At 66.2% G+C, this 24,251-nt stretch carries 21 protein-coding genes; 10 read left to right on the forward strand and 11 right to left on the reverse strand.

Annotated elements, in window-relative coordinates; genetic code table 11:
* Positions 1-43 precede the first annotated feature (43 nt).
* The gene (locus tag G542_RS0108775; protein WP_027823909.1) at positions 44-2,077 is read left to right on the forward strand and encodes a methyl-accepting chemotaxis protein; all 2,034 of its coding nucleotides are present in this window, start codon (positions 44-46) and stop codon (positions 2,075-2,077) included.
* 93 nt (positions 2,078-2,170) lie between these two features.
* On the opposite strand, the gene G542_RS0108780 is transcribed toward G542_RS0108775, so the two are convergent.
* Positions 2,171-3,412, reverse strand: coding sequence for an L-lactate MFS transporter (locus G542_RS0108780; RefSeq protein ID WP_012695605.1), 1,242 nt, complete (start codon positions 3,410-3,412; stop codon positions 2,171-2,173).
* 440 nt (positions 3,413-3,852) lie between these two features.
* On the reverse strand, positions 3,853-4,776 hold the full coding sequence (locus G542_RS0108785; RefSeq protein WP_027823910.1) for an ROK family protein: 924 nt from the start codon (positions 4,774-4,776) through the stop codon (positions 3,853-3,855).
* A 59-nt stretch (positions 4,777-4,835) separates the two neighbouring features.
* On the opposite strand from G542_RS0108785, the gene G542_RS0108790 reads away from it, so the two are divergent.
* Positions 4,836-5,381, forward strand: coding sequence for a YaeQ family protein (locus G542_RS0108790; protein WP_012695603.1), 546 nt, complete (start codon positions 4,836-4,838; stop codon positions 5,379-5,381).
* A 30-nt stretch (positions 5,382-5,411) separates the two neighbouring features.
* Here G542_RS0108790 and G542_RS0108795 read toward each other — a convergent pair whose 3' ends face one another.
* On the reverse strand, positions 5,412-5,789 hold the full coding sequence (locus tag G542_RS0108795) for a helix-turn-helix domain-containing protein (protein WP_012695602.1): 378 nt from the start codon (positions 5,787-5,789) through the stop codon (positions 5,412-5,414).
* A gap of 364 nt (positions 5,790-6,153) precedes the next feature.
* Between G542_RS0108795 and G542_RS0108800 the strand changes: the two genes are divergently transcribed.
* The gene (locus G542_RS0108800; protein WP_012695600.1) at positions 6,154-6,546 is read left to right on the forward strand and encodes a DoxX family protein; all 393 of its coding nucleotides are present in this window, start codon (positions 6,154-6,156) and stop codon (positions 6,544-6,546) included.
* Between the two features lie 253 nt (positions 6,547-6,799).
* Here the strand turns inward: G542_RS0108800 and G542_RS0108805 are convergent, their stop codons facing one another.
* From G542_RS0108805 to G542_RS0108820, 4 genes are all read right to left on the reverse strand, one after another.
* A complete protein-coding gene (locus tag G542_RS0108805) occupies positions 6,800-7,399 on the reverse strand; it encodes a phosphorylase family protein (protein WP_027823911.1) in 600 nt (199 codons plus the stop codon).
* Positions 7,396-11,115, reverse strand: a complete 3,720-nt coding sequence (gene metH, locus G542_RS0108810) for a methionine synthase (RefSeq protein ID WP_027823912.1) — start codon at positions 11,113-11,115, stop codon at positions 7,396-7,398. The genes G542_RS0108805 and metH overlap by 4 nt, the downstream gene beginning before the upstream one ends.
* Positions 11,116-11,425: 310 nt before the next feature.
* Positions 11,426-12,796, reverse strand: a complete 1,371-nt coding sequence (locus G542_RS16410) for a response regulator (protein ID WP_051189984.1) — start codon at positions 12,794-12,796, stop codon at positions 11,426-11,428.
* Positions 12,793-13,335 (reverse strand): heme NO-binding domain-containing protein, encoded by a 543-nt coding sequence (locus G542_RS0108820; RefSeq protein WP_027823913.1) that lies wholly within the window; start codon positions 13,333-13,335, stop codon positions 12,793-12,795. Before G542_RS0108820 ends, G542_RS16410 begins: the two co-directional genes overlap by 4 nt.
* Before the next feature lie 72 nt (positions 13,336-13,407).
* Between G542_RS0108820 and G542_RS0108825 the strand changes: the two genes are divergently transcribed.
* The 3 genes from G542_RS0108825 to G542_RS0108835 all read left to right on the forward strand — a co-directional run bounded on the left by G542_RS0108825 (position 13,408) and on the right by G542_RS0108835 (position 15,895).
* Complete coding sequence (locus G542_RS0108825) at positions 13,408-14,388, forward strand: quinone oxidoreductase family protein (RefSeq protein WP_027823914.1); 981 nt, start codon at positions 13,408-13,410, stop codon at positions 14,386-14,388.
* 125 nt (positions 14,389-14,513) lie between these two features.
* Complete coding sequence (cysE, locus tag G542_RS0108830; protein ID WP_012695594.1) at positions 14,514-15,299, forward strand: serine O-acetyltransferase; 786 nt, start codon at positions 14,514-14,516, stop codon at positions 15,297-15,299.
* A complete protein-coding gene (locus G542_RS0108835; protein WP_027823915.1) occupies positions 15,296-15,895 on the forward strand; it encodes a YqiA/YcfP family alpha/beta fold hydrolase in 600 nt (199 codons plus the stop codon). Before cysE ends, G542_RS0108835 begins: the two co-directional genes overlap by 4 nt.
* A 239-nt stretch (positions 15,896-16,134) precedes the next feature.
* Here the strand turns inward: G542_RS0108835 and G542_RS19500 are convergent, their stop codons facing one another.
* The 3 genes from G542_RS19500 to G542_RS19505 all read right to left on the reverse strand — a co-directional run bounded on the left by G542_RS19500 (position 16,135) and on the right by G542_RS19505 (position 18,436).
* The gene (locus G542_RS19500; protein WP_444542761.1) at positions 16,135-16,878 is read right to left on the reverse strand and encodes a septal ring lytic transglycosylase RlpA family protein; all 744 of its coding nucleotides are present in this window, start codon (positions 16,876-16,878) and stop codon (positions 16,135-16,137) included.
* Positions 16,879-17,217: 339 nt separating this feature from the next.
* Entirely contained in the window at positions 17,218-17,682 is a 465-nt protein-coding gene (locus G542_RS0108850; RefSeq protein WP_027823916.1) for a tRNA (cytidine(34)-2'-O)-methyltransferase, read from the reverse strand.
* A gap of 106 nt (positions 17,683-17,788) precedes the next feature.
* Positions 17,789-18,436 carry a ComF family protein gene (locus G542_RS19505; protein ID WP_051189985.1) on the reverse strand — a complete coding sequence of 216 codons (648 nt, stop codon included), beginning with the start codon at positions 18,434-18,436 and terminating at the stop codon, positions 17,789-17,791.
* Between the two features lie 108 nt (positions 18,437-18,544).
* On the opposite strand from G542_RS19505, the gene bioB reads away from it, so the two are divergent.
* From bioB to G542_RS0108875, 4 genes are all read left to right on the forward strand, one after another.
* Entirely contained in the window at positions 18,545-19,582 is a 1,038-nt protein-coding gene (gene bioB, locus G542_RS16420; RefSeq protein WP_051189986.1) for a biotin synthase BioB, read from the forward strand.
* A 2-nt stretch (positions 19,583-19,584) separates the two neighbouring features.
* Positions 19,585-20,751 carry an 8-amino-7-oxononanoate synthase gene (gene bioF, locus G542_RS0108865; RefSeq protein WP_027823918.1) on the forward strand — a complete coding sequence of 389 codons (1,167 nt, stop codon included), beginning with the start codon at positions 19,585-19,587 and terminating at the stop codon, positions 20,749-20,751.
* A 32-nt stretch (positions 20,752-20,783) separates the two neighbouring features.
* Positions 20,784-21,113, forward strand: a complete 330-nt coding sequence (locus G542_RS0108870; protein ID WP_027823919.1) for a DHCW motif cupin fold protein — start codon at positions 20,784-20,786, stop codon at positions 21,111-21,113.
* Between the two features lie 110 nt (positions 21,114-21,223).
* Positions 21,224-21,859, forward strand: coding sequence for a M24 family metallopeptidase (locus tag G542_RS0108875; protein WP_244878693.1), 636 nt, complete (start codon positions 21,224-21,226; stop codon positions 21,857-21,859).
* Between the two features lie 11 nt (positions 21,860-21,870).
* On the opposite strand, the gene parC is transcribed toward G542_RS0108875, so the two are convergent.
* The gene (parC, locus tag G542_RS0108880) at positions 21,871-24,153 is read right to left on the reverse strand and encodes a DNA topoisomerase IV subunit A (RefSeq protein ID WP_027823921.1); all 2,283 of its coding nucleotides are present in this window, start codon (positions 24,151-24,153) and stop codon (positions 21,871-21,873) included.
* Positions 24,154-24,251: the final 98 nt, after the last annotated feature.

The following is a 24,251-nucleotide window of genomic DNA, read 5'->3' on the forward strand; positions in this document are numbered from 1 at the left end:
TGACACCCTCCCGACCGGGAGCCAGCCATCAGGAGTGTTGCCCATGTTCAAGCGCGTGCCGCTTTCGACCCGTCTGGCACTGGCGGCCTTTCTGGCCTGTGTCCTGTCATTCGGCGGACTGATCCTGCTGACCGACCTGATGACCCGGCAGCTGGCCGTCGGGCAGGCGGAAAAACAGCTGTCGCACGAAATGTCGGCCATTGCCGTCAGCCTGTCGGATAACTTCGCCAACTCAAGGCAGATCGCTACCCAGCGGCTCAAGCTGTTCCGCCACCTGCTGCCGGCCGGCCTGCGGCTTGGTCCTCCGGCTGCCGGAGGACCACTGGCCGGCGTCCCCACGCTCTGGGCCGGCCAGCAGAACCTCAACGGCAACATCCAGCTGCTGGAACAGCTGCGCGACACGCTGGATGCCGACCCCGCAGTAATGGTGCGCCACAATGGCCAGTTCATCCGCGTCGCCACCCTGCTCAAGGACAAGAACGGTCAGCCACAGACCGGGGTGCCACTGAGCCCGGACAGCGCCGAAGTCGCTGCCCTGCGTGCCGGCAAGCCGTTTCACGGCATGGTCAACCGCAACGGCCACTTTTACATGAGCTATTTCGATCCGGTGCTGGATGAGCAGGGACAGGTCATCGGCGCCCTGTCGGTCCGCATCAGCATGGACGGCCTGTTGCAACAGATGGCCACCAGCCTGAAAAAACTCAGGATCGGCGACAGCGGCTACGCCTTCGTGATGAAGCCGGGAACCAGCCTCCCGGATACCTATTTCCTGATCCACCCGTCACTGGCCGGCAAACACCTGGGAGAGCTGCAGCATCCGAACCTCAACCAGGTCGTCAACGACATGCTGACCCTGAAAAACGGTGTCCTGCACTACGACTGGCAGGACCCGGCCAACGGCCGGCACGGCAGCAAGATTGCCGCCGTCGCCACCATCGACGAAGCCGGCTGGGTGGTCGGTGCCGGCAGCTGGGAAGACGAATTCACCGCCGCCGCCAGCCAGGTCCGCCAGCGGCTGATGCTGGCCGCCGTGCTGGCCGGCCTGCTGACCGTGATCCTGATCGCCTGGGTGGCCCGGCGCGGCCTGCGTCCGATCAACCGCATCACGCAGGCGGTGGCCCGTTTTGGCCAGGGTGACCTGGCCACGCCGTTCGAGCACGACAGCCGCAGCCGCTGCGAAACCGATCGCCTGTCCGGCTCGCTGGAAGACATGCGCCAGGCCATCAACGGGCTGATGCGCCAGATCCACCAGTCCAACCACGCCCTGGGTCAGGCCGTGACCGAACTGGAATCCGCCGCCGAACGGGTACAGCAGGGCTCGCACGTACAGTCGGATGCGGCCGGCGAACTGGCTGCCTCGGTGCAGCAGCTGTCCACCAGCATCAACCACATTTCCGAACACAGTGCCGACGCCGAGCGGGTCGCGCAGGCCACCACCAGCGCTGCCCGCGAGGGCAACCGGCAGGTCAGCGAAGCCGCCCGCGAAATGCATGCCATCGCCGGGGAAATCCACGGCACGGCCGGCGTGGTCAACCAGCTCGGCCAACGCACCAGCGACATCAGCCGGGTACTGGAACTGATCAAGGACATTGCCGACCAGACCAACCTGCTGGCACTCAATGCCGCCATCGAAGCCGCCCGTGCCGGCGAGGCCGGCCGCGGTTTTGCGGTAGTGGCCGACGAAGTGCGCCAGCTGGCCGAGCGCACCACCCGGTCGGCCAGCGAGATCGACCAGCTGATTGCCGGCGTGCAGACCGAATCGCAGGCAGTGGTCGAGCAGATGCGTGCGGTTTCCCAGCGCATGAATGCCGGCGTGGCGGCAGTGGAAGCGGCCGGCGGCACGCTGGAGCGCATCGAGTCGCAAAGCCGGCAGGCCGTCGAGGCCGTCAGCAGCATCGCCGGCAGTACCCGCGAGCAGAGCAATGCCAGCCAGACCATCAGCCACAGTGTCGGGCGCATTGCCGAGCTGTCGCATGACAACCAGCGGGCCAGCCAGACCAGCCGCCAGAGTGCCGACCATCTCAACCAGCTGGCCGGTACGCTGAACGGCATGGTGACGCGCTTCCGCCTCGACTGACACACACGCTACAACGACAAAGGCCGCTGTCCTGTGGACAGCGGCCTTTGTTTTTCCCGGCAGGACATCAGCGATGCCCTGTTCCCCGGAGCATCAGGCCCGGGCCGGTACGGCTTCCGGTTCCACGGCCATCTTGACCGGCCTGGTCATCAGGCCCAGCACGATGGCCACACCCAGCAGGGCTGCCGAGATCATGTAGGCGTATTCGTAGGTACCGGTGATGTCCACGGCCAGACCGGCGAGCAGCGGGCCGACAAAGCCGGACACCCCCCAGGCGGTGTACAGCACGCCATAGTTGGCACCGTAGTTCTTCAGGCCGTAGAAGTCGGCCGTGGTCGACGGGAATACCGACATCAGCGAACCGTATGCCATGCCGGCCACCACCGTACCCAGCAGGATCATGCCGGCATCGGTGTACATCGAGAAGGCCAGCATGTTGACGGCTTGCAGGGCAAAGGCCAGCAGCATGGTGTTGGTACGACCGATCCTGTCGGACAGGATGCCGCCACCCACACGGCCGGAGGCGTTGGAGATGGCGAGGATCGACACCAGGTAGGCCGGGTTCAGGATGCCGGCCTGGTCGGTGGCGATCGAGGCGAGGTTGCCGATGATCATCACGCCAGCCGAGGACGAGAACACGAACATGATCCACAGGAAGTAGAACTGGCGGGTCTTCATCATTTCACGCCAGGTCATGTTGTGGCCCGATGCCTTCGGTGCCGAAGCGCTGGCCGCCGCAGCCGGAGCCGGTGCCACATAGCCTTCCGGCGGGTTGGAAATCACCCGGGTCAGCGGCAGGCCGATGACCAGCACGGCCGAGCCGAGGATCATGAAGCTCTGCGAAATGCCGAAACCGTCGATCAGCCCGGTGCACAGCGGTGCCAGGTACACGGCAGCCAGCCCGAAGCCGCCGACGGTAATGCCCGACACCATGCCCTTTTTGGATGAATGGAACCACTTCATGGCAGCCGGGGTCACGCAGGCATAGGCAAAACCGATGCCGGTGCCGACCACGCCACCAAAGGCCACGGTCAGCCCCAGTACGCTGTCCTGCGGGATCATGCTCGACAGGATCATGCCCAGACCCACCAGCACCACGCCGAGGGTGATCACCTTCTTCGGCCCGATGCGGTCCTGCAGCGCACCGGCAATCAGCAGGGCCACGGCCCACACCACGATGGCCACGTTGTACGGCATCGAAGCGTCGGTGTTGGTCCAGCCCCAGTCATTCACCAGCGCCTTCTTGATCACGCTCCAGGCGTACAGCACGCCGATGGTCAGGTTGATGCAGGTACCGGCCACCAGTACCTGCAAGCCTTTGTTGAGTTTGCTCATGCACATCACTTTCCACGTCGGCAGAAACCGGGGTACCGGACCCGTACGGCGTCTGCCTGGCGCGGCCCGACGGGGGGCCTGCCCGATTAAAAACGGCGCAGTCTAGTGATTTCCATAAATTTGCACAATTGAATATTAAGATTTTCTGATTGATATCTGCCTTGAGTCATGCCGTCCGGGCCTGCATTCAACCTGTTCCATCAACCATTTGCTTTTATTAAGTAAATCTCCATGACCAACCTGTGGAATCCGATCAGCCCGCATTTAAAACCGGCAGGATTCCCGGTCTGCATATTCACCAGGCATGCTGACCAACATCCGGATGGCCTGCGATCCACCCCGGACATTCCACTTTTCATGCTCCTGGCAAGCCCCCTTGCCAGGCCACTGCCCCCCTGCCGGAACAGCCAACCGGCACCACGGTCACGTCATGCCCCGGCTCAGACCCGCTGCCCCAGCGCCAGCCATGCCGCCCCACGCACGCCGGAGTCGTCACCAAAACGCGGCAGCAACAGGCGGGTACTCACCGGCTCGTCGGTAAACACGAACGCTCCCCACGCGGCGCTGACGCGGCCGGCCAGACCGGGCAGCCGGGACAGGCCGCCGCCCAGCACGATCACCTCCGGGTCCAGCACATTGATCACGCCGGCCAGCGCCTGCGCCAGGCGCAAGGCATGCCGCTCCAGCGTCGAGTGCGCGGCGGCGTCACCGGCAGCCGCCCGTGCGGCAACGGCTTCGGCACTCAGGCATTCACCGGTCTGGCGGGCATGATCAGCGGCCAGCGCCGGACCGGACAGCCAGGCCTCGACGCAACCGCTCCGGCCGCAATAACAGGGTGGCGCAGCCCCCGGCATGTCGGCAGGATCCGGCGCCAGCGGGTTGTGACCCCACTCGCCGGCAATGCGGTTGGGGCCGGCCAGCAGCCGGCCGTCAATCACGATGCCGCCGCCCACGCCGGTGCCGAGGATGACGCCGAACACCGAACGTGCTCCGGCCGCCGTGCCGTCACGCGATTCCGACAGCGCAAAGCAGTCGGCATCGTTGGCCAGCGCCACGCGCCGCTCCAACCGTTGTTCCAGGTCGGCCCGCAGGCACTGGCCGATCAGGCAGGTGGAGTTGGCATTCTTGATGCGTCCGTCCGGGCGCTCGGCTCCTGGATGACCAAGCCCGACCGCCAGCGTCGGGCCCAGCGCTGCCTCGGCCGCAGTCACCAGTTTCACCAGTGCGGCCAGCGTCGCGGCGTAATCCCCCGCCGGGGTGGCCACCCGCTGGCGCCAGTGCTCCTGTCCGCGTGCATCCAGCACCACGGCGGAAATCTTGCTGCCTCCCAGGTCCAGCCCGAGTGCCATGCCTTCATGCGTCATGCCGATAGTCCGTGGGTCAAAACGCTTACACTAACGGTTTTTCGCCCTCCAGGACTGTCATGGCGCTCAAAGCCACCATTTTCAAAGCCGACGTGCAGATCAGTGATCTGGATCGCGGCTATTACGCCCGTCACCAGCTGACCCTCGCCCGCCACCCGTCGGAAACCGACGAGCGCATGATGCTGCGCCTTGCAGCCTTCATCTGCCACGCTGACGAAAAACTGGCCTTCACCCGCGGACTGTGTGCCGACGACGAGCCGGCACTGTGGCAGCAGAACGATGCCGGCGAATACACCCTGTGGATCGAACTGGGCGAACCGGACGACAAGCGCCTGAAAAAAGCCTGCAGCCGCGCAGAATCGGTCTGGCTCTACAGCTATGGCGGCCGGGCCACCGACATCTGGTGGCAGAACAACCAGGGCAAGCTCTCGCGGCTGGACAACCTGACCGTGGCCAGCATTTCGCCGGACACCCTGGCCGGCCTGGCCGGGCTGACCCAGCGCAGCATGCAGCTCAACGCCACCTTGCAGGACGGCCAGCTGTGGCTGTCGGACGGCAACCAGACCGTCCTGCTGGAACCGGAGTACCTCCAGCGCGGCCGCTGAGCCGCCGGCATGCCTGGGCGGCCGGACCGCTCAGAACTCGATGGTGACCTTCCTGGCGCCCAAGGCCTTGGCGCGGGCAATCAGCTGCTCGATGCCTGCCTCGGCCAGCGGGATGGACAGCGGCTCCGGCACACTCCCGGCCAGCGCGGGTGCGTGGCCGATACCGGCCTGTTCCGGGCCGGCCGGCAGCGTGGCCGGCGCCAGCTCGGCCAGCACGGCACACAGGCGCTCGTAGGCTTCGCGGCTGGGCTTGATATGACTGGCATCCTGCGCCTCATAACGCTGGATGGCTGCGGTCGACAACCCTACCTTGCCGGCCAGTGCAGTACGCGACAGGCCCAGCTGTTTGCGCAGGGTTTTCAGGGCCACCGGAAAGTCCGGATGCTCAAAGGCGGGCAGGATTGGCACGCAAGGCTCCATCGGCTGTATGAATTGATGCAGCCAACATCATACACGCAAACCCGATCATACAAGAGAAATACATACAACGTGTATGATCAAATCAAAAAACAAACACAAAACAACACAAACGACCATATAAACAAATTTATCTAGTCAAATCATCTGGATAAATAAACACAAAAATACATACAAACATACATTCACACACTCGGCCATTCCGAAAAAACACACACAAACCACACAATACATACAAATGCCTTCATGCCCGGCTTCCGGCCAACCGGCAGGACCACCGCCTGGAAGCCCACGCTGGCATGCCTGCCGGCACGCGCTATAACAGTCGTCAAACGCGCGTACAAGGAATCCACACATGGCCAGTCTCGCCAACCTGCTGGGCCGCATCCTGCTGGCGCAACTCTTCATGCAGGCGGGCCTCAACAAGATCTTCAGCTACGACGGCACGATTGCCTACATGGCCACCCAGCACGTCAGTGCCATGCTGCTGCCACTGGTGATCGCGCTGGAAACCGGCGGGGCGCTCGCGCTGCTGCTGGGCTGGCATGTCCGCCTGTTCGCCTTCCTGCTGGCCGGCTTTTCGCTGCTGGCCGCGCTGGTGTTTCACCACGACTGGAGCCAGACCAGCGAATACCTGCTGTTCATCAGCGACGTAGCCGTGGCCGGTGGCCTGCTGGTGCTGGCGCAGGCCGGAACCCCCGGCCTGAGTCTGGATGCCCGCCGCCAGCGCCGCGCCGGCCGCTTCTGACGAGGCATGCGCTCCGGGCGACTCCCCCGTCGCCCGTTTCAACCCTGTCACGGGCTCTCCCCCTGCCGTGACAGGGTTTTTTTTGTCCCCGGTCCGTAACGTGCCAGCGGGCCACCGCCCCCGGCAGGCCATCGGGCCGTACCGGCCCGGCACCTGCACTAGCCCGGAACCCTGTCGCACCCGCAGCAGCCAGCCTTGCGGCACAACAAAAAAGGACGGAAATCCGTCCTTTTTATGGGTCAATACAAACGCCTTATTGCGTATCTTGCAGATGATCGACCAGCTGGTGCAGCCCCCGGGTCAGAGCCTGTACGGCACCGTCCACGTCCCAGTCGTCATGTCCGAGGCGGACCACGTTGGAAATCGCCCGCAACTCCAGGAACCGGATGCGCTCCTGCTGGCAGACATGGAAGAATGCCCCGCCCTCCATGTTTTCGATCTCGACCTGGCTGGCGTCCACGAACGGTGCCAGTGCGGCGTTGAGCGTCATGCTGCGCGCCGTGGCAAACGGGGCGGCTGCCGGCAGGTGCGGACAGGCCAGCGTATGGCGCCGCTCGAACTCCATGTCGATCGGCAGGTGCGCCAGATGGGTGAAGCCGTCCGGCGTGAAAAAGCCGAGATCACCCTCGACTTCGCTTTCCACCAGCACCACCTCGCCCACCTTCAGGCCGGCATGCGGATAGACCCCGGCCACACCGGCAAGAATCAGCCAGTCCGGCTGGCGTGACTGGATGATCTTGAGGGTGGAATAGGCCGTGGCGGCAATGCCCACGCCGCTGACATGCGTGCCGACGCCGAAGCGGTGGAAGTCACGGGCTTCGGTCGGCGTGGGAAACAGGATTTCGATCTTCATGCGGAATACCCCAGGTTCGGCGCCAGGTCGCGCTCGGCCTGCTCCACGCTGACACCGCGGCGGGCGGCGTAACTCTGCACCTGGTCACGGCCGATCTTGCCGACTCCGAAGTAGCGGCTGTCCGGATGGCTGAAGTAAAAACCCGACACGGCAGCGGTCGGTAGCATGGCGTAGCCCTCGGTCAGCGTCATGCCGATGGCCGGCGCATCCAGCAGGTCAAACAGCCCGCGCTTGACGGTGTGGTCCGGGCAGGCCGGATAGCCCGGCGCCGGCCGGATGCCGACGTAGCGCTCGTCGATCAGCGCCTCGTTGTCGAGTGCCTCGCTATCGGCATAGCCCCAGAACTCGCGCCGCACCCGTGCGTGCATCAACTCGGCAAGGCCCTCGGCCAGCCGGTCGGCCAGCGCCTTGAGCAGGATGGCCGAATAGTCATCGTTGGCGGCTTCAAAGCGCGCCACATGCGGCTCGATGCCCAGTCCCGCCGTCACGGCAAACGCGCCCAGATAGTCGCGCACGCCGCTGCCCTTGGGAGCGACAAAGTCGGCCAGTGCCCAGTCCGGCTGGCCGCCACCCTGCTTGTCGGTCTTGACGATCTGCTGTCGCAGGCCGGTCCAGCTCAGGCGGCGCTCACCGGTTTCGGGGTCGTACAGCTCGATGTCGTCGTCGTTGACGCTGTTGGCCGGGAAAAGGCCGATCACGGCGCGCGCTTCCAGCCAGCGGCCTTCCACCACCTGCCCCAGCATGGCCTGGGCATCGGCAAACAGCTGGCGGGCCGATTCGCCCACCACGGCATCGTCCAGGATGGCCGGGAAACGGCCGGCCAGCTCCCAGCTCTGGAAGAACGGCGTCCAGTCGATGAACGGCACGATGTCGGCCAGTTCCACCTCGAACCGGCGCACGCCCAGCCAGCGCGGCACCGGCGGTGTGTACAGCGCCCACTCGCCGGCAAAGCGGTGCGCGCGCGCCTCGGCCAGCGGCAGCAGGCGCGCCTCGCCGCGTCCTTCGAAAATGGCACGCGCCTTGGCGTAATCATCCGCCACTTCCTGCACGAAACCGTCGCGCAGGGTGTCGGACAGCAGGTTCGAGCACACCCCCACCGCGCGGCTGGCGTCCGGCACGTAGATCACCGGGCCGCGGTAATGCGGGGCAATCTTCACCGCGGTATGCACGCGGCTGGTGGTGGCGCCGCCGATCAGCAGCGGAATGTCGAAACCCTGGCGCTGCATTTCCTTCGCCACATACGCCATCTCCTCCAGACTCGGCGTAATGAGTCCAGACAGGCCGATGATGTCGGCCTTGTGCTCGCGTGCCGCGTCGAGGATGGTCTGGCACGGCACCATCACGCCCAGATCAATCACCTTGTAGTTGTTGCAGCGCAGCACCACGCCGACGATGTTCTTGCCAATGTCGTGCACGTCGCCCTTGACCGTGGCCATGATGATCACGCCCTTGGCCGGCGCGTCCTGCAGGCCGAGGCGGATCTTTTCTTCGTCGATGAAAGGCTCAAGGTAGGCCACCGCGGCCTTCATCACGCGGGCGGATTTCACCACCTGCGGCAGGAACATCTTGCCAGCGCCAAAGAGGTCGCCGACCACGTTCATGCCGTCCATCAGCGGACCTTCGATCACATGGATCGGGCGCTCGCTCTTGGCGCGCACTTCTTCGGTGTCCTGCTCGATATAGGTGGTAATGCCCTTCACCAGCGCGTGCTCGAGGCGTTTTTCCACCGGCCAGTCACGCCAGGCCAGATCCTCGCCCTGCTTGCCGGCAACGGCTTCGCCCTTGAACTTTTCCGCCAGCGCGATCAGGTGCTCGGTGGCGTCGCCACCGTCCTTCGGCGTGCGCATCAGCACCACGTCCTCGATGCGGTCGCGCAGTTCCGGGTCGACCTCGTTGTACACCTCCAGCGCACCGGCGTTGACGATGCCCATGGTCATGCCACGCTGGATGGCGTGGTAGAGGAAGACCGCGTGGATGGCTTCGCGCACCTTGTTGTTGCCACGGAACGAGAACGACACGTTGGACACCCCGCCGGAAATCTTGGCGTGTGGCAGGTTTTGCTTGATCCAGCCGGTGGCCTCGATGAAATCCAGCCCGTAGCGGGCGTGTTCTTCGATGCCGGTGGCGACGGCGAAGACGTTGGGGTCGAAGATGATGTCTTCCGGCGGGAAGCCCACTTCGTCGACCAGAATGCGGTAGCTCTTTTCGCAGATTTCCACCTTGCGGGCAAAGGTGTCGGCCTGCCCTTGCTCGTCGAAAGCCATCACGATGACGGCGGCACCATAGCGGCGCACCAGCCGCGCCTGCTCGATGAACTTGTCCTTGCCTTCCTTCATCGAGATCGAGTTGACGATGCCCTTGCCCTGGATGCATTTCAGGCCGGCCTCGATCACCTCCCACTTGGAGCTGTCGATCATCACCGGCACGCGGGCAATGTCCGGCTCGGCGGCGATCAGGTTGAGGAAGCGCACCATGGCCGCATGGGCGTCGAGCATGCCCTCGTCCATGTTGATGTCGATGATCTGGGCGCCGTTTTCCACCTGCTGGCGCGCCACGTCGAGCGCGGTGGCGTAGTCGCCGTTAAGGATGAGCCTGGCGAAGGCGCGGCTGCCGGTGACGTTTGTGCGTTCGCCCACGTTGACGAACAGATCCTTGTCGCCGATGTTGAACGGCTCCAGCCCGGCCAGCCGGCACTTCGGCGTAATCACCGGGCGCGGACGCGGGGCCACGCCGGCCACCGCCTCGGCAATGGCGGCAATATGTTCAGGCGTGGTGCCGCAGCAGCCGCCGACGATGTTGATCAGGCCGGCTTCGGCCCATTCGCGCACGGCGCGGCCCATGTCAGCCGGCGCCAGGTCGTAGCCGCCAAAGGCGTTGGGCAGGCCGGCGTTGGCGTGTACCGATACGAAGCCGGCCGACACGCGCGACATTTCCTCGACATACGGGCGCAACAGGTCGGGGCCGAGCGCGCAGTTGAGGCCGAAGCTCAGGGCGTCGGCGTGGGAAAGCGAGTTGTAGAACGCTTCGGTGGTCTGGCCGGTGAGCGTACGGCCGGACTGGTCGGTGATGGTGCCGGAAATCATGATCGGCAACCGCTCCAGCTCCGGGCGCAGGTCGAAATAACGCTGGATGGCAAACACCGCCGCCTTGGCGTTGAGGGTGTCGAAAATGGTTTCGACCAAGAGGAGGTCGGCGCCGCCGGCTACCAGCCCGTCGATGGCTTCGGTGTAGCTCGAGACCAGTTCGTCAAAGCTGATGTTGCGGTAGCCGGGGTCGTTGACGTCCGGGCTGATCGAACAGGTGCGGTTGGTCGGCCCGAGCACCCCGGCGCAGAAGCGCGGCTTGGCCGGATTGCGGACGGTTTCCGCCTCGCACAGCTCTTTCACCAGCCGGGCGGCAGCGACGTTCATTTCGTGCACCAGCCCTTCCATGCCGTAGTCGGCCATGGCGATGGAGGTGGCGTTGAAGGTGTTGGTTTCGATGATGTCGGCGCCGGCGTCCAGATACGCCTGGTGAATGCCGCCGATCACGTCCGGCCGCGTCAGCACCAGGAGGTCGTTGTTGCCCTTGACGTCGTGCGGCCAGCCGGCAAAGCGGCTGCCGCGGTAATCGGCCTCCTGCAACTGGTGGCGCTGGATCATGGTGCCCATCCCGCCGTCGAGGATCAGGATGCGAGATTGCAGAAGGTCGGTCAGCAGGGCGTGGCGGGTGGTCATGGCGGCAACGAATGGCGAAAAGCAAATGGCATGCATACTACCATGCAGTTTTGCCCTGGCCGCAGGCCGGCCGACCGCACTGCAACATGGCCGTTCCGGAGTCGTGTCTACCGACGCGGTACTTCTGGTGCTCCCGGCACAGGCGCATGGCAACGGTTCGCGCAACCGCCCGCCATCCGGCAGCCGTACGCACGGACAGGCTGTTCTGCCGCAGGCAGGGCACTCCGGAAGCCGCCCGGAACTTCAATGTCCGGCAGGCTTTTCCGGGCTCCGGCCGGACAAGCACGCAGCGAGCCGGTCCGCCAGCGGGTCAGACCGGGCAGGACGGACCTGCCGGCAAGACCGCCCTGCTCCGCGCGCGCAGGCGGTCCTGCTGGCTCGCCAGCATGTGGCGCAGTTCGGCGAGGGTGAAGGGCTTGGCCAGATAATCGTCCATGCCGGCAGCCAGGCATGCCTCGCGGTCTTCGGCCAGCGCATTGGCCGTCAGCGCCACGATTACCGGCTGCGGCTGCTCCAGCCGGCGGATGGCGCGGGTGGCATCCAGCCCGTCGCACTCCGGCATCTGCAAATCCATCAGGATCAGGTCCGGCTGCATCCGCCGTGCTTCGGTGACTGCCTGCCGGCCGTTGGCTGCCAGTACGGCGTGGATGCCGAGTTTTTCCAGCATTTTCAGCGCCAGCCGCTGGTTGACCGGATTGTCCTCGGCCAGCAGTACGCGCAGGCCGGCCGGCATCCCGTCCGGTGCCACCGGACCGGCCGGGGTGACTGCCGGCGGGGTGGCGACCGGTGCCTGCCAGACCAGGCTGAACGTGCTGCCGGCTCCGGGCTGGCTGACGACTTCCAGCTGCCCGTGCATCAGCTGCGCCAGTTGCCGGCAGATGGCCAGCCCCAGCCCGCTGCCGCCGAAGCGGCGGGTGGTGGACAGGTCGGCCTGTTCAAACGGGACAAAAATGCGCGTCTGCGCTTCCGGCGTCAGCCCGATGCCGGTGTCGCTGACCGCCAGCCGGAGTTCACAGACGCCAGCCTCCGCGGCCGGTGCCTGCAGGAGCCGCACCGATACCCGGCCGCGTCCGGTGAACTTGATGGCATTGCCGACGAGGTTGACCGCGATCTGGCGGATGCGGTGGGCGTCGCCCATGATCCAGCCGCACGGCCCGGCAAGGCCGGGCACGAACTCCAGCGTCAGCCCCTTGTCCCGGGCGGCGCCGGCAAACAGCCGGCATACGCTCGCCAGCAGTGCCATCAGGTCGAGCGGCTGGTTTTCCAGCACCAGTTTGCCGGCATCAATGCGTGAAAAGTCGAGAATGTCGTCGATCAGCGTGGTCAGTGCCTGCCCGCACTCGCGGATGGTGTTGACGTACTGCAACTGTTCGGCGCTGAGGCCGGTCTGTGCCAGCAGGTCTGCCGTGCCGATCACGCCATTCATCGGCGTGCGGATTTCGTGGCTCATCATGGCGAGGAATGCGCTGCGGGCCCGCCCGGCCTGCTCGGCCCGCGCCAGCGCCACTTCCAGTTCGGCCGTGCGTTCGGCCACCCGCGCTTCCAGCAGCCGGTTGGCGCTGTAAAGCTCGAGGCTTTTCTGTTCCAGCAGCCGTTCGGCTTCGTGCCGCGCCCGCCGTTCGCGCTCGGCACGCCGCTCCAGACGGGCCAGCGCGTCCGGGTCCGGCACGGGGCGGCTCATGCGCTGCGCTCCAGCACGATCCTGACCCGTTGCCCGGACGGCTCCAGCGGCTCCAGCCGTACCGCGACCTGTTCGCCGTAATGCTGCAAGGCGCCGTCAATCAGCCCGTGCGCCAGCCGCGACAGGCAGCGAGGCGACTGGTACAGCAGTTCCAGCCGCTCCGGGGTATGGCAGGCAATCTCGAACACCGGCAGCTCGGCATCGGGGTAGAGCTTGCGCACTTCGGTGTGGATCACGTCCTCGATGCCGGCCAGCAGGCTGAAAGCATCGGGCGCCGCCGCGATGAAATCCGGATACAGTACGGTCAGGCGGGCAAAAAAATGCTGGCCGAACACGTGCAGCAATTCACTGGCCGCGATGCCGGTGCGCCGGGACAGCTCTCCCAGCAGGGCGACCATCTCGCCGAAATCGTAGGTGCCGACCGTGGTGTAGGCGCCACCGCTCTTGAGCTCGGTGGCATCCAGCAGCGCATCGGCAAAACCGGCTGACCAGCGTGTTTCGACCATGTCCAGAAATTCGGTAAATACAATGCCCTTCATCTGCACCCCTTCACGCCTCGTTCCGAGGTCTGCACACCCATAGAGAAACCGCTTTTTCCAGGAGAAACCATCATGACCACGACCCGTGCCATCCGCTTTGCCCAGACAGGCGGCCCGGACGTGCTGGACTGGCAGGCCGTCGGGCTGCCGGCTCCGGCAGCCGGCGAAGTGACGCTGCGCCACACCGCCATCGGCCTCAACTACATCGACACCTACCACCGCAGTGGCCTGTACGCGCTGCCGTTGCCTTCCGGGATCGGGCTGGAGGCTGCCGGCGTGGTCGAGGCCGTCGGTGCCGGCGTGACAGAATTCAGGATAGGTGATCGCGTCGCCTATGCCGGAGGCATTTGCGGTGCCTACAGCGAACGCCGCAACCTCGCCGCTGACGTGCTGGTGCCGCTGCCGGATACGGTCAGCGACGAAACGGCAGCGGCCAGCATGCTGGCCGGCATGACCGCGCAGTACCTGCTCAAGCGCACCCGTCCGGTCGGCACCGGCGACACCCTGCTGTGGCACGCTGCAGCCGGCGGGGTCGGCCAGATTGCCGTGCAGTGGGCCAGGGCACTGGGCGCCACCGTGATCGGCACGGTCGGGTCGGAAGACAAGGCCGCCATCGCCCGCTCGCTTGGCTGCGACCACGTGATCAACTACCGCGAAGAAGCATTTGCGCCGCGCGTGCGCGAGCTGACGCAGGGCCGCGGCGTGCCGGTGGTGTTTGATTCGGTCGGTGCCGCCACCTTCGAAGGCTCGCTCGACAGCCTCGCCCCGCGCGGCATGCTGGTCAGCTTCGGCAATGCTTCGGGTGCGGTGCCGCCGGTGTCGCCCAACGTGCTGGCCGCCAAGGGCTCGCTGTACCTGACCCGTCCGCGGCTGGCCGACTACACCGCCACCCGTGCGGAACTTCTGGAAACCGCTGCCGATCTCTTTGCCGTGATCAGCAGCGGCCAGGTCCGCATCAGCATCGGCCAGCGCTACGCCCTGCAGGATGCCGCACAGGCCCACCGCGACCTGGAAGCGCGGCGCACGACCGGTTCCACCGTTCTGCTACCCTGAAAACCGGGCCCGCTCCGCTGCCTGTCCGCGCAGACAGCGGGTTGTGCCGCCGTCAGCCGGGCGCTAGAGTCGGGCCTTGCCCCGCAAGGGTGCCAGTCTTTCCAGTAGTTGAGTCCGGAGTTTCCGTGTTGACCACCGACCCCCTTTGGCAGGCGATCCGCGACGAAGTCGTGCGATCGGCCGAGCGCGAACCCCTGCTTGCCAGCTTCCTGCACATGACCGTGCTGCGGCACGCCTCGTTTGAGGACATGCTGGCCTTCCACCTGTCCAGCAAGCTGGTCTGCAACGTGATGGACGGCCGCGCACTGGTCGAGCTGCTGCACGAGGCCTTTACCGAAGACCCGCACATCGTCGAAGCCGCGCGCGCCGACCTGACCGCCTGCTACGACCGCGACCCGGCCTGCGAGGCCTACTCGACGCCGCTGCTGTACTACAAGGGCTACCACGCCCTGCAGTGCTACCGCGTCACCCACTGGCTGTGGGGCGCCGGGCGCGATGCGCTGGCGCTGTTCCTGCAAAACCGCATTTCCGAATCCATGGGCGTCGACATCCATCCGGCCGCCCGGTTCGGCGAAGGCATCCTGCTCGACCATGCCACCGGCTTTGTCGCCGGCGAAACTGCGGTGGTCGGCGACAACGTGTCGATCCTGCAAGGCGTGACGCTGGGCGGCACCGGCAAGCAGTCGGGCGACCGCCATCCGAAGATCGGTGCCGGTGTGCTGCTGGGCGCCGGTGCCAAGATCCTCGGCAACATCAGCCTCGGCGAAGGCGTCAAGGTCGGTGCCGGCAGCGTGGTGCTGAGCGACGTGCCGCCACACGTGACCGTGGCCGGCGTACCGGCGCGCATCGTCGGCCAGACGGCCGAATCGATGCCCGCCCTGGAAATGAACCACCGCATCGATTACCCGTGATACCGCATTTCGTCTACCTGCACGGCTTTTTGTCGAGCCCGGCCTCGGCCAAGGCCGAATGCCTGCGCCACCATCTGGCCGCCGCCGGACTGGCCGACCGCTTCCACGCCCCGGTGCTGCCGGTGGACCCGCTGCTGGCACTGCTGGAAACCGAAGCCACGCTGGTCAACCTCGACGGTGCGCCGTTCGTACTGGTGGGCTCCAGCCTTGGCGGCTTTTACGCCGAAGTGATGGCCGAGCGCTGGCAGGCTCCGGCCGTGCTGGTCAATCCGGCCGTCCATCCCTGGCGCCACGCCGGCTTGCTGGTCGGCAAACACACGCACTACCACAGCGGCGAAGAGGTGGAAGTGACGCCGGCCCATCTGGCCACGCTGGCCGAAGCCGAGCCTGCCCGCATCACGCCCGCGCTTTACTGGCTGCTGGCCTGCACCGGGGACGAAGTGCTGGACTGGCAGGCGGCGGCCAGCCGGTTTGCCGGCTGCCGGCAAACGGTGCGAGAAGGCGGCGACCACGGTTTTCCGTGGTTTGCCGACTATCTTGACGACATCGTGGCGTTTGCCGTTGCCGCCACGCAGCCCCGCGCACAAGACCTCTAGCCTATCCGGCGGTATGGCCCCGGAAGGCCTGGCCGTACGGTACGGACGGCATGCTCCCGGCCCGGAGTGCACCATCCGGTGCGTACGCCAGACGAACCTCCGGAAAGCGGAAAGCGGAAAGCGGAAAGCGGAAAGCGGAAAGCGGAAAGCGGAAAGCGGAAAGCGGAAAGCGGAACATCAAACAGGAAAAAAGCCGGCAGTGCCGGCTTTTTTCATTGCTGCAAGACCGCGCCTGCGGATCAGCTCATCACCAGTGCGGTGCCGAGCTTGAGCTGGTCGGCCACTTCACGGGCACGGGCCGGCGTGACAAACGGGCCCAGACGCAGCTTGTAGAGGCCGTCATGGTTGACGACTTCCAGCCGGGCCGAACTGCCGCTGCCGGCCATCTGCTCGGCCAGACGCTGGCGCATGGCTTCGGCATTGCTGGGCGAACCGTAGGCACCCAGTTGCAGCCAGCTGCCCTTGGCGGGTACGGCTGACGCCGGCAAGGCCAGATCGTTGCCGGTGGCGGCCACCGGCATGATGCCCTTGTTGCCGGCCTTGGCCACGTCGATTGCCGGCTTGACGCCGTCGTTCGGCCAGACACGCTCGACCACCACGTCGGTACTGCCACGCTTGACGTAGCCCAGCTCGTGCGCAGCGGCGTACGAGAGGTCGATCAGGCGTCCCTTGTGGAACGGACCGCGGTCGTTGATGCGCACGATGACCGACTTGCCGTTCTTGACGTTGGTGACCCGGGCAAAGCTCGGGATCGGCAGCGTCGGATGCGCAGCAGTCAGTTCGTTCATGTCGTAGCGCTCACCGCTGGCGGTGCGGCGGCCATGAAACTTGTTGCCGTACCACGAAGCCTTGCCGCGGGCACGATAGGCCTTGCGCTCGACTTCCGGGGTGTAGCTGACGCCCATGACGCTGTAGGGGCGGTTGGCACTGGGGTGCAGCGGCTCATCAGCCAGCGCATCAACCAGCGACGGCTCGGTGGCCATCGACAACAGGGCCAGCGGGTCCTGGTGCAGCGGGGAATTCCTGACCGGCTTGACCGCAGCCTGCTGGGCGCGGACGGACTGGGCAGAAGCGGATTGTGAAAACTTGGCGGCCGGCTGGGTACTGCCACAGGCGGCCAGGAGTGACGTGACTATCGCAAGCCACAGCCATCGCAAAGGCTTCATCGGCACTTTCCTTATGCTGTTGCGCGAAGTGCGCGGGTTGGCGTTCAGATTGGTTTTGTGAAAACCTTTCCTTTCAAAAACAAACAGATTGTTTGATAAGCGATCAAACAATGTTGGACAAGGAACAATCGCTGCCTGCGTTGCATCCTGTCCGCTTCAGATGGCGCCGGCAAAGCCTTGCTGGCGCCATGCCTCGAACACGGTGACGGCCACCGCGTTGGAGAGATTCATGCTCCGCTGCCCCGGCAGCATAGGCAGCCGCAGGCGCTCGGAATCCGCGAAATCCGCCAGCACTTCGGCCGGCAGCCCTCGCGATTCGGGCCCGAACACCAGCACGTCGCCCGGAGCGAAAGCCAGTGCAAACGCCGGACGGCTCGACCTGGTCGTCATGGCCAGCATGCGCCGGCCCACCAAAGCCTGCCGACAGGCGGCCCAGTTCTTGTGCACCGTCAGCGCGGCGTATTCGTGGTAGTCCAGACCGGCCCGGCGCAGTCGCGCATCCTCCAGCGGAAACCCGAGCGGCTCGACCAGATGGAGCTCGCAACCCGTGTTGGCACACAGGCGAATGATGTTCCCGGTATTGGGCGGGATCTCGGGTTCAAACAGGACGACGGCAAACATAGCGGCGGATTGTGCAAGCTCATCAATGACTTGGTCAAGAAACGGCATGTACAGCATCGTCGTCCAACAGCACCGATCTGGCGGCAATCGCCCGGCTGGCGCCGGCTCAGCCCGGTTGCGCCCGCAGCCAGACCCAGCCTTCGACCCGGCCGGCACCGGCCCGTTTCAGGGCCCTGGCAGCGGCCGACAGCGTCGCGCCGGTGGTCAGGACATCGTCGACCAGCACGCAAGACTGCCCCGCCGGCAACGCGGCCGAAGCAAAGGCACCGGCCATGTTGCGCAGCCGCTGCCTCCGGCCCAGACCGGCCTGTGGCGGCGTGTCCCGCACCCGGGACAGCACGTCGCAGACCGGCAGTCCGGTTGCCCGCGCCAGCAGGCCGGCCAGCTCGGCGCTGTGGTTGAAATCCCGCCCGGGATGCGCCCGCCGCGGCAGGGGCACCGGCACCAGCACCGCACCGGCCGGCAGGACCGGCGCGGCCGCCAGCATCAGGTACGCCATCAGGCCGGCCTGTTGCAGGTCACCACCGTACTTGCAGCGGTGCAGCACCGCCGACAGCGGCCACTGGTAGGCATGACCGGCATGCAGCGCATCAAAGGCCGGCGGCCGCAGGCGGCAACGGTGACACACCCCGCCGGCCGGATGCCGCACGCCGCAACGCGGACAGGCCGAACCGGCCAGTTGCGGCAGAGCAGCCAGGCACGCCGCGCACACGGGCCGGTCTGCCGGCTGGCCGCACAGGCCGCAGTCGTGCACAAAAAATGCACAACTGTTTATAAAACGACGCATCCGGTTTGACAGAGGCAGGGGCATGATCGACGATTCCGCCATTCTTCCAGTCCGACCTGCCACGGTTTACCCAAAATGAATTCCAGCGTCCAGCCTGTCGAACTCCGCCGCCCCACCCCGCACCCGCAGCTTGAGTACTGGAGCGTGTGCAAGGTCGAGGCCCTGTTCGAAACCCCGTTCCTCGACCTCGTCTACCGCGCCGCCCAGGTGCACCGCGAGCATTTCGACCCGCGCGCCGTCCAGCTTTCCACCCTGCTGTCGATCAAGACCGGCGGCTGTCCGGAAGACTGCGGCTACTGCCCGCAGTCGGCACGCTTTGATACCGGCGTCACCAGCCAGAAACTGCTGGACGTGGAAGAAGTGGTGGAAAAAGCCCGGCTGGCCAAGGCCCGTGGCGCCAGCCGCTTCTGCATGGGTGCGGCCTGGCGCGGCCCCAAGCCCAAGGACGTGGACAAGGTCAGCGCCATCATCCGCGCGGTCAAGGACCTCGGCATGGAAACCTGTGGCACCTTCGGTCTCTTGAAGGACGGCATGGCCGAACAGCTCAAGGACGCCGGACTCGACTACTACAACCACAACCTCGACACCGCGCCGGAACACTACGGCGAGGTGATCCACACCCGCGACTTCGACGACCGCCTCGACACGCTCGGCAAGGTGCGCCAGGCTGGCCTCAAGGTCTGCTGCGGCGGCATTATCGGCCTCAACGAATCGCGCAAGGAGCGCGCCGGCCTGATCGCCAGCCTCGCCAACCTCGACCCGCAGCCGGAATCCGTGCCGATCAACCAGCTGGTCAAGGTCGAAGGCACCCCGCTGGCCGATGCCGCCGAGCTCGACTGGAGCGAATTCATCCGCACCATCGCCGTGGCCCGCATCACCATGCCGACCAGCTACGTGCGCCTGTCCGCCGGCCGTCAGGCCATGCCGGAAGCCATGCAGGCCCTGGCCTTCATGGCCGGTGCCAACTCGATCTTCTACGGCGACAAGCTCCTCACCACCGGCAACCCGGAAGCCGACCACGACGCCGAGCTGCTGGCCAAGCTCGACCTCTACCCGGAGGGCCAGGCGCCCGAGCCGCGTCCGGACCTGCACCACCACCATCACCACGACTGAACATGCCGCGCCCTGCCGACCTGGCCGCCGGACTGGCGGCCCTTGATGCCGCCAGCCGCCGCCGGCGCCGCCCGCTGGTCAGCACCCCGCAGGGACCGCGCCTGACGGTGGACGGCCGCGACTACCTCGCCTTTGCCAGCAACGACTACCTCGGCCTGGCCAATCACCCGGCGCTGGTCGCTGCCCTGCAGGAGGGTGCGGCCCGCTTTGGTGCCGGCGCCGGCGCGTCGCATCTGGTCAGCGGGCATCTCGCGCCCCACGAGGCCGCCGAAACCGCGCTGGCCGCGTTTCTCGGCCGCGAGGCGGCGCTGCTGTTTTCCAGCGGTTACCAGGCCAACGTCGGGGTGATCGGCGCACTGGTCGGGCGCGGCGACGCGGTGTTTGCCGACCGGCTGGCGCATGCCTCGCTGCTCGACGGCTGCCTGCTGTCGCGGGCGGAGTTCCAGCGTTTCCGTCACAACGACCTGGCCGACCTCGAACGCCGGCTGGCCGCCAGCACCGCTCCCGCCAAACTGATCGCGGTGGACGCGGTCTACAGCATGGACGGCGACGAAGCGCCGCTGGCCGCCCTGCTGGCGCTGGCCGAACGCTTTGACGCCTGGCTCTATGTCGACGATGCCCACGGCTTTGGCGTGCTCGGCCCGCAAGGGCGCGGCACGCTGGCCGCCCATGGCGTGGCGCCGCACCCGCGGCTGGTGCAGCTCGCCACCTTCGGCAAGGCCGCAGGCCTCGCCGGTGCCGCCGTGACCGCCGACGCGATGGTCATCGACTGGCTGGTCAACACTGCCCGCACTGCCATCTTCACCACTGCCATGCCGCCGGCGCTGGCCCACGCGCTGACCGCCATGCTGGCGCTGGTCGAACCGGCCGACGCCGCCCGCGCCCGGCTCGCCGGCCATGTCGCCACCCTGCGCGCCGGCTGTGCCGCGGCCGGATTGCAGCTGCTGCCGTCCCGTACCGCCATCCAGCCCATCCTGATCGGCAGCGATGCCGATGCCGTGGCGGCCAGTCTGGCCCTGCGCGAGGCCGGGCTGTGGGTGCCGGCCATCCGCCCGCCCACCGTCCCGCCCGGTACCGCCCGCCTGCGGGTGTCGCTGTCGGCGGCCCACACGGAAACGGATGTGGCACAACTAGCCACGCAGCTGTCGCAAATCATGACAAAAAGATAACCTGCCGGCTTTCCCTCACCGAAAGCCGCAGCATGCAGATTACCGACCTGCCGTTTGGCCTGACCGACTGGAACAGCCTGCCCGACACCCTGCATCCGGGTACCCACGGCACGGCCTGCTGGCGCACCCGCCAGTTCGGGCCGCTGCGGGTACGCCGGGTGGTGTATTCGCCCGGCTATGTGGCCGACCACTGGTGCAGCAAGGGCCACATCCTGCTGTGCCTGGACGGCGAACTGCATACCGGGCTGGCCGACGGCCGCCGGTTCGTGCTGCGTCCGGGCATGAGCTACCAGGTGGCGGACAATGCCGAACCGCACCGCTCGTCCTCCCCGACCGGCGCCACACTGTTCATTGTGGATTGAGGCTCCCCCCGCCAGGGGCCTACGAACCAACCAGGTATTTTCCGGAGCACGCAACCATGTCGCAAACCTGTCATCCAGAAGCAGTCGGTCCCCGGTTTTCTCCGGACAAAATGCTTGTCGCCCGCGACAAGACCATGGAAGCGGTGCAACGCATCGCCAGCCTGATCAGGCCCGGCATGACCGAGCAGCAGGCCAAAGTGCTGGCAAAGGACGAGCTGGATAAAATGGGGATGGACCGACTCTGGCACGGCATCATCATCCGTTTCGGTGCCTCGACGCTCAAGACCTTCAGCCAGCCGATCGATCCGGACAACGTCCTGCTTGAAGATGACATTTTCTTTATCGACCTGGGTGTGGTCTGGGACGGCCATGAAGGCGACGCGGGTGACACGTTCGTCACGGGTGACCACGCGGGCAAGCTGGCCTGTGCCCGGGCGGCGCGCCAGCTCTGGTTCGAGGTGGCGGCCAAGTGGCGCGCAGAAGGACCGGGCGGTCCGGCGCTCTACCAGTTTGCCCAAGCGCGGGCCCAGGCCATGGGGTGGAAGCTCAACATGGACATCCAGGGACACCGGGTCTCCGATTTCCCGCACGCCATTTACAAGGCCGGCAGCCTGGGTGATTTTTCCGCCTGTCCGGACACCGGGCTCTGGATTCTCGAAATCCAGATTTCCGATCCGGCGGGAACCTGTGGCGCCTTCTATGAAGACCTGCTCTCCCGCCATGACCAGAGTCCGCCTGCCGCATGATCAGGGCATGATCACACCGGCTCCACCGCCGTAATCACCCAACGCTTGGGCAGCAGTTTTCCCTTTTTGGCGCGCTTGCCGGCGTAATCGGCAAACTCCAGCCGGAAGCTGTCTTCGCGGCCGGTGCGCAGGGTGCCGCAGATGCGGGCGGCGCTGCCTTCGACCACCGCCAGTGTCTCCAGCGTGTCGCCGTCGTCCAGCTGCATCAGCATCAGTCCGCGCCCCTTGGCCAGCGCCTTGAGTTCACCGGCCGGGAACACCAGCGCGCGGGCCTGCTGGCTGATGGCGACCAGCTGGCCGGCGGCCAGTCCGGCTGCCGTCACCGGCACCGGTGCCAGCGGGATTTCGTGGGCTTCCAGCGTCAGGAAGGCCTTGCCGGCCTTGACCCGGCTGACCATGTCCTTCATTTCCACCACAAAACCGTAACCGCCGCTGCCGGCCACCACGAAGCGGGCATCCTCGGGAGCGGCCAGCATGTGGCAGACCCGCGCCTGCTCCTGCACGTCGATCAACGACGTGACCGGCACGCCGTCGCCGCGCCCGGTCGGCACGTCGGCAGCATCGACGGTATAGGCGCGCCCGTGGCTGTCGAGCACCACCACCGGCCACACGGTGCGGGTTTCCAGCACCGCGGCCAGCGCGTCGCCGTCCTTGAAGGCCAGCGTGGCCAGATCGACGTGGTGCCCCACGCGCGCGCGCAGCCAGCCCTTTTTCGACAGGATCAGCGTCACCGGCTCGTCGGCCACGGTCTGGGTCAGGGTGGCCTTTTCGGCCGGTTTCAGCTCGCTGCGGCGGCGGTCGCCGTATTTGGCGGCATCGGCCTCGATTTCCTTGATGATGAGCTTCTGCCGGGCATGGTCGCTGGCCAGCAGGTGCCGCAGGCCGCCGGCTTCGTCACGCAGCTCGCCCAGCTCCTTTTCCAGCCTGAAGCCCTCAAGGCGGGCGAGCTGGCGCAGGCGGATTTCCAGAATGTCCTCGGCCTGGATCTCCGACAGGCCAAAGGCCGCCATCAGTTCCGGCTTGGGTTCGTCCGATTCGCGGATGACCCGGATCACCGCATCCAGGCTCAGGAACACCAGCTGGCGGCCTTCGAGGATGTGGATGCGCTGCTCGACCTTGTCCAGACGGTGCGCCAGCCGGCGGGTGACGGTGGTTTCGCGGAAACCGAGCCACTCGGACAGGATGGCTTTCAGCCCCTTCTGCTGCGGGCGGCCGTCCATGCCGACCATGACCAGGTTCATGGACACGTTCTGCTCCATGCTGGTCTGTGCCAGCAGGAGGGTCATGAATTCGTCCGGATTCAGCCGGCTCGACTTGGGCTCGAACACCAACCGCACCGGATGCTCGCCGTCCGATTCGTCGCGCACGCGGTCAAGCTGCGACAGCATCAGGTTCTTGAGGTTCTGCTGCTCCTGCGACAGCGCCTTTTTGCCGGCGCGGGGCTTGGGGTTGGTGGCGTCCTCGATCTCGGCCAGCACCTTCTGCGCGCTGGAGCCGGGCGGCAGTTCGGACACGATGACGCGCCATTGGCCGCGCGCCAGCTTCTCCACTTCCCACTGCGCACGTACCCGCACCGAGCCGCGGCCGGATTCATACGCGGCGCGGATGTCGTCGCTGGCGGTGATGATGCGGCCGCCGCCGGGGAAATCGGGGCCGGGCAGGTAGGTCATCAGCCCGGCGGTATCCAGTGCCGGATCCTTGAGCAGCGCCACCGCCGCCGCGGCGACTTCGGTCAGGTTGTGCGGCGGGATTTCGGTGGCCATGCCGACGGCAATGCCGGAGGCGCCGTTGAGCAGCACCATCGGCAGCCGCGCCGGCAGCAGCCGGGGTTCGTCAAAGGCGCCGTCGTAGTTGGGGACGAAATCCACCGTACCCTGGTCGATTTCCGCCAGCAGGAGGTCGGCGATCGGGGTCAGCCGCGCCTCGGTGTAGCGCATGGCCGCCGCCCCGTCGCCGTCGCGGCTGCCGAAGTTGCCCTGGCCGTCGATCAGCGGGTAGCGCAGGGTGAAGTCCTGCGCCATGCGCACCAGTGCCTCGTAGGCCGAGCTGTCGCCGTGCGGGTGGTATTTGCCGAGGATTTCCCCGACCACGCGCGCCGATTTCACCGGCTTGGCTCCAGCAGCCAGCCCCATTTCCTTCATGGCGTAGAGGATGCGGCGCTGCACCGGCTTCTGGCCGTCGGCCACTTCCGGCAGGGCGCGGCCCTTGACCACGCTCATGGCGTATTCGAGGTAGGCGCGCTCGGCGTACAGGTCAAGCGGCAGGGAGTCGGGGGCAGCGGTCAGGTCGGTCATGCAGGGCACGCGTCGGATAACAGATGGCGCCGGATTATAAGCCTGCCGGCGTGCTTGTCGCCGCCGGCGCTGCCAGGCCGTATGCTGGCGGCTGTTGA

The organism is Laribacter hongkongensis DSM 14985 (assembly GCF_000423285.1).
GTDB classification, from domain to species: Bacteria; Pseudomonadota; Gammaproteobacteria; order Burkholderiales; family Aquaspirillaceae; genus Laribacter; species Laribacter hongkongensis.